The sequence below is a fragment of the Aquifex sp. genome, assembly GCF_056494385.1.
Map to the genome: position 1 here is coordinate 1 of NZ_JBSLZM010000077.1, position 4,717 is coordinate 4,717.

7 protein-coding genes are annotated in these 4,717 nt (G+C 44.0%); 2 read left to right on the forward strand and 5 right to left on the reverse strand.

All coding sequences use genetic code 11. From position 1 onward, the window contains the following. Positions 1–414: 414 nt before the first annotated feature. A complete protein-coding gene (locus ACWB1W_RS06120; RefSeq protein WP_479370496.1) occupies positions 415–993 on the forward strand; it encodes an IS607 family transposase in 579 nt (192 codons plus the stop codon). After that, complete coding sequence (locus ACWB1W_RS06125; RefSeq protein ID WP_479370497.1) at positions 974–2,494, forward strand: RNA-guided endonuclease InsQ/TnpB family protein; 1,521 nt, start codon at positions 974–976, stop codon at positions 2,492–2,494. The genes ACWB1W_RS06120 and ACWB1W_RS06125 overlap by 20 nt, the downstream gene beginning before the upstream one ends. On the opposite strand, the gene ACWB1W_RS06130 is transcribed toward ACWB1W_RS06125, so the two are convergent. The 5 genes from ACWB1W_RS06130 to ACWB1W_RS06150 form a co-directional block, all read right to left on the reverse strand. Then, positions 2,471–2,866 (reverse strand): PIN domain-containing protein, encoded by a 396-nt coding sequence (locus tag ACWB1W_RS06130; RefSeq protein ID WP_479370498.1) that lies wholly within the window; start codon positions 2,864–2,866, stop codon positions 2,471–2,473. The two genes, ACWB1W_RS06125 and ACWB1W_RS06130, sit on opposite strands and share 24 nt — an antisense overlap. Further along, positions 2,856–3,089, reverse strand: coding sequence for an AbrB/MazE/SpoVT family DNA-binding domain-containing protein (locus ACWB1W_RS06135; protein WP_479370499.1), 234 nt, complete (start codon positions 3,087–3,089; stop codon positions 2,856–2,858). The genes ACWB1W_RS06130 and ACWB1W_RS06135 overlap by 11 nt, the downstream gene beginning before the upstream one ends. 86 nt (positions 3,090–3,175) lie before the next feature. After that, positions 3,176–4,117, reverse strand: coding sequence for a tyrosine-type recombinase/integrase (locus ACWB1W_RS06140; RefSeq protein ID WP_479370500.1), 942 nt, complete (start codon positions 4,115–4,117; stop codon positions 3,176–3,178). Positions 4,118–4,120: 3 nt separating this feature from the next. Further along, positions 4,121–4,390, reverse strand: a complete 270-nt coding sequence (locus ACWB1W_RS06145; RefSeq protein ID WP_479370501.1) for a hypothetical protein — start codon at positions 4,388–4,390, stop codon at positions 4,121–4,123. Further along, positions 4,390–4,717, reverse strand: a 328-nt coding sequence (locus ACWB1W_RS06150; protein WP_479370502.1) for a BrnT family toxin, incomplete at its 5' end; no start/stop codon positions are given. The genes ACWB1W_RS06145 and ACWB1W_RS06150, both read right to left, overlap by 1 nt.

Below are 4,717 nucleotides of genomic sequence, written 5' to 3' on the forward strand. Positions count from 1 at the left end.
TCCAAAAACACACCTGCATTCGTTATACCTGCTCCAGTCCCTGCTCATGGGTCCCTATTTTATGCTGTGTTATCTGCTGTGCCCTTTAGATATGCTGTGTCTAATAATAAGACGTAAGTTATTGATAGACCATCAAATCTCTTCATACTATGAGAATTGTTCTCAATTAAATTTTGAGTTTGGTATACAACTACCTGCCGGTTAGCGGTTGCTACTTTGTTGGACAAAGCAAACATTTACCGATCTTGATAGCTCCTGAAAATAAATAACACATTAAACTATCCACTTCCTCAACTTTTTGGGTAAAGGGGCTCTAACTCAGCAGAACTATTTCTTCAAAACCTTCGAAATCGTCTTCGCGACTAGTCCTAAGAAATATTGACATCTATTCTCTTACAGGGTAAATTATAGACTGTGAAGCTCTCAGAATGGGCAAAGAAGAAAGGAGTAAGCTACAAAACAGCATGGAGATGGTTCAAAAAGGGATATATCAAAGGTTATCAGATGCCTACGGGAACGATAATAGTTGAAGAAGATGAGAAAAAAGAAAGGGGGAACAGATGCATAATCTATGCAAGGGTATCCGACAGACAGAGCAAGGATAATCTTGAAAGGCAGGTAGAAAGACTCAGAGATTACGCTACTTCAAGAGGCTATCAGATACTTAAGGTGGTAAAGGAAATAGGTTCAGGAGTAAACGATAAAAGAAGAAAGCTCCTTGAGATTCTCAAGAGAGATGATTATGACATACTACTTGTGGAGCACAAGGACAGATTAACGAGGTTCGGTTTCAATTACTTGAAGGAACTGCTTGAGCTGAGGGGCGTGAAGGTGGAGGTTGTAAATCAGAGCGAGGATGACAGGGCAGATCTCATTCACGACTTTATCTCCATCATCTACTCCTTCAGCGCAAGACTCTACGGTCTCAGACGCGGGAGGGAGAAGGCAAAGAAACTCAAGGAGGAACTCTCCGATGCCCTTCAGAGCAATTGAGGTCAAGCACTTTGCAAATAAGGGTAAAGTTCAGAAGATAAAAGCTCTCTTCCCTCACGTGAGGAAAACCGCAAGAAAGATTGCAGGCTACCAGTGGCACATCTTCTTCAGAGAAGGATCTTTTAGAAGGAAAGCTAACATAAGACACATAGAGAGCGACCTCTCGGAAAGATACAAATACACGGTTCAGTATCACGTTGTAGTTCCCGCTCTTGAGAGCTTTATCTCAAACGTTCTCAGCAGGTTTAAGGAGATAGTCATAAACTCTAACCTCCCTGAAAAGTCCAAAAAGGTTCTTCTGTATCTGTGCTCAAGAAAAGAAATTCTCCATAGAAAGAGCGATAAAGCTGTATGGATTGAAATTAAGGATAGAGAAGTTATAAAGGAAGAGCTTGAGATAACAGAGGAAGAGAGACACCTTGCTAAAAAGGTCTTCAAGCACATTCTCAAAAGGTGGAAAAGACCTCGCTTTAAGAATATTCAGCTCATACTTGACTCAAAGTGTGCTCTTGTGGAGGAACCGAAGAAAGCGGATAGTTTTGATCTGTGGATAAGGGTCTCCACCCTTGAGAAGGGAAAGCCTGTTTACGTTCCCGTTTCTCTCCATGAGTATTTTGAGGAAAGGGAAGGCTGTCTTACCCAGATGGTTCAGATAACGGAGGTGGAAGAAGGTATAAAGTTGAGACTTGTTAAGGAGATTTCTCGCAAAGAATACAGGGGTAGGGGTGTTATAGCTCTTGACTTTGGTATGAACGTTCTTTTTGCAACCGATAGAGGAGACCTTATGGGGAGGGAATTCTACAGGAAGGTGGAAGAGTATGCGAGGAAGATAGACAAGCTTGAGAGGAACTTAAGGAGGCAGGGGATAAAACCTTCAAAAAGTAGAAGATACAGGATACTTCAGGAAAAGCTGAGGGCTTACGTGAAGAACGAGATAAGAAGGGTTTTAAACAGGGTGCTGAAGCTTTACACACCTGAGGTGATAGTGGTTGAGAACCTGAGAGGGTTTTTGAAGGGAGTGATAAACAGGTTTCCCAAGAGCGTAAAGAGGGTTCTTGTGAGGTTCGGATTTGGGGAGATAAGGAGGAAGCTGAAGGAACTTGAAGAGGAGCACGGGATAAAGGTGGTGGAAGTTCCTCCCGCTTACAGTTCTCAGAGCTGTACAGAATGCGGGTATGTGGACAAGGAAAACAGGGAGAGTAGGGATGAGTTTGAGTGCAAGGTTTGTGGGAGAAAGCTCCACGCAGACGTGAACGGTTCACGGAACCTCAAGGAACGTTTCCTTGAGGGGTGGGACCGTTTACGCTGTGGTAAGGAACAAGCTCTCAGGAGGCAGGTAGAGAAGTTTTTAAGAAACCTGTCTTCTGAGCGGTATAAGTGCCTTCGGAGTAAGGCACGGGACTTACTCACTCAGAATCCTTACTTTTTGAGGGTTCTGGGTGATAGTCCCAAACCCGAGGTGTGGACAGATTTCTATTCAAGAGATATTTGTCCACGCTAAGGGATACTCTCTGTCAAAAGTGTAAAGAGGTGTTCTTTGCTCTGCTACCGCCTGACAGTAGATCAGAGCATCCGAGAATTTCATTCCCCTGCGGTATAGTTCCAGAGCCTGAAATACAACCTCCTCTTTCTCAACCTCAGCAGGGAGAGTGCGAAGGCTTGCAATAATTCGGGCAATTGTATCCCTGTCAAGTTTGTAAACCCTGCTCAGGACAAACACGAGTTCGGATACCACTGTAAGAGGAACAAAGAAGATCTTTCCTTCTTCCCGTGCCTGCTTGATTATCTCCTCTGCGGTCTTTGCGTGATTACTGTGGTCTTTAAGCAGGAATCTCAGGATTACGTTTGTGTCAAGCGTTCCTTTAAAACTCACCCCGCGCCACCGCCTCCTCAAAACCTTCTTCTATTTCTCTATCAGAAACAAGCTCCTTTAGGACACCCCTGAATTTGTCTATGCTTTCAATCTTTCTGAGAATTATTCTGTCCCCCTCAACACTCACCAGGAGCAGGTCTCCGGAATCAAGACCTATTGCCCTCCTGACCTCTTTCGGAATAACAATTTGACCTTTCGATGAAAGTTTGGATACTGCCACCATGGTAAGAATTAATTTATAACTTCTTACAAAAAAGACAAGAAAACGAAATAGCGTGTTCCATCCGGGACAGCGTCAAGATGAGCCCTTCATAATCTGTCAATTATTGTTTCGAGAGCTTTCTCTTTCTCCGCTTCCATGTAAACGTCCATCGTAGTTGAGATTTTTGAATGCCCTACCCAATCCGCTATCAGGTTTACGGGAAATCCCTTTGTTGCCAGCTTTGTGATGTAGGTGTTCCTGAACCTGTGAGCATTGACCTCTATCTCAAACCCCTTCTCCTTTAGTCTCTTTTCAAGCTCCCAGAAAAACCTTTTCGCTGTGTCCTGCTTAAGAACGAGCGTCTTGGTGGACTTGGGATACTTTATCGTGTAGGTAAAAATGTAGTCATCGGGTTGTAGCTGAGAGAGCCACTTCTCCCAGAGGGTCTTCCACTCGGGTCTGAAAAAGTATATGAGAGCTTCCCTCTCTTTGCCGAACTTTCCTTCTCTTACCTCAGCCATCCATATTTCCTTCTCCTCTCCTTCGGAAGTGAGGACCTTCTTTACCCTGATGTTCTTCTTCTTCATGCTCAGGGCTTCCGAAAGCCTAAGACCCGAAGACACAAGGAATATTGTAAGAAGGTAGTAGATAGGGTGTTTGGGTTCAAAACCCTCAAGAGCTCCTCTGATGGCTGAGAGTATGGTCTCAAGCTCCTCGTCCGAGTAATACTTCTTCTTTTTCCTTTCCTGCTTTCTCTTTGACCTGTAAATATCCTCAAGAGCCTGAGAGTCAAATTCTACCGAGTAGCATCTCTGCCTGAGCCATCTGTAGAACTGCATTACCGCCTTGAGTATTTCCCTGATGGTGGACTCTTTGAGACCTTTGCTCTGAAGGTGCTCGTAGAACCTTATCAGCTCCCTCCTGTCAAGGTCCATAAGGTAGTCGGTGTAAACGGTAAGGTGTTTAAGAAGGTGCTCTTTGGTCTCTACCGTCTTGGGGTCTCTTATCTTCCTGAGTTCCTCAAGGTATGTGTCTATCAGCCAATCCATCTCTCAAAGCTCCAGCTTAATTTTTCCTTCTACATACTGCCGAATGAGAGTAGCTATAAGGGTCTGGTAAGGTACACCTGTCTCAAGACTCTTTCTCTTCAGGAGCATCAGGTCTCTCTCGCTTAAGCGTATGCTTACAGGCTTCTTCTTCATGACAGCCTTAGCCCCGGCTTCAAGCTCCTTCCTCAATACCTCATAATCCTTTGCCCTTACCCATTCTCCCTTTTCAAGCTCTTCTTCTATCTGCCTTTCAAACTTGTTCAGCTCCTTCATCACTTACCTCCTAAGTACTTTTTAGTCATCTTCCTGCTCGGGAATATAGTAATCAACCTGATAACTCCTTCCCTCTTCTCAAAGGGAACCACGTAAGCATATCCGCCTATTTCCACTATCAGAAGTTTCTGCCCTTCATATTTCTCCTTATTAGGGTGTTCAAGTATGTCAAGTATCCGACCTTCGTTAATAGCTATAACCACATCTTCAAAACCTACTCCTCGCTGAAGTTTGAGCTGAAGGTTCTTGCTTTCATCCCAGTCTATCACCACGCCGTCTCTTTTAATATATGTAATGTATATACAAAAGCAACTTATAAAGAGACAG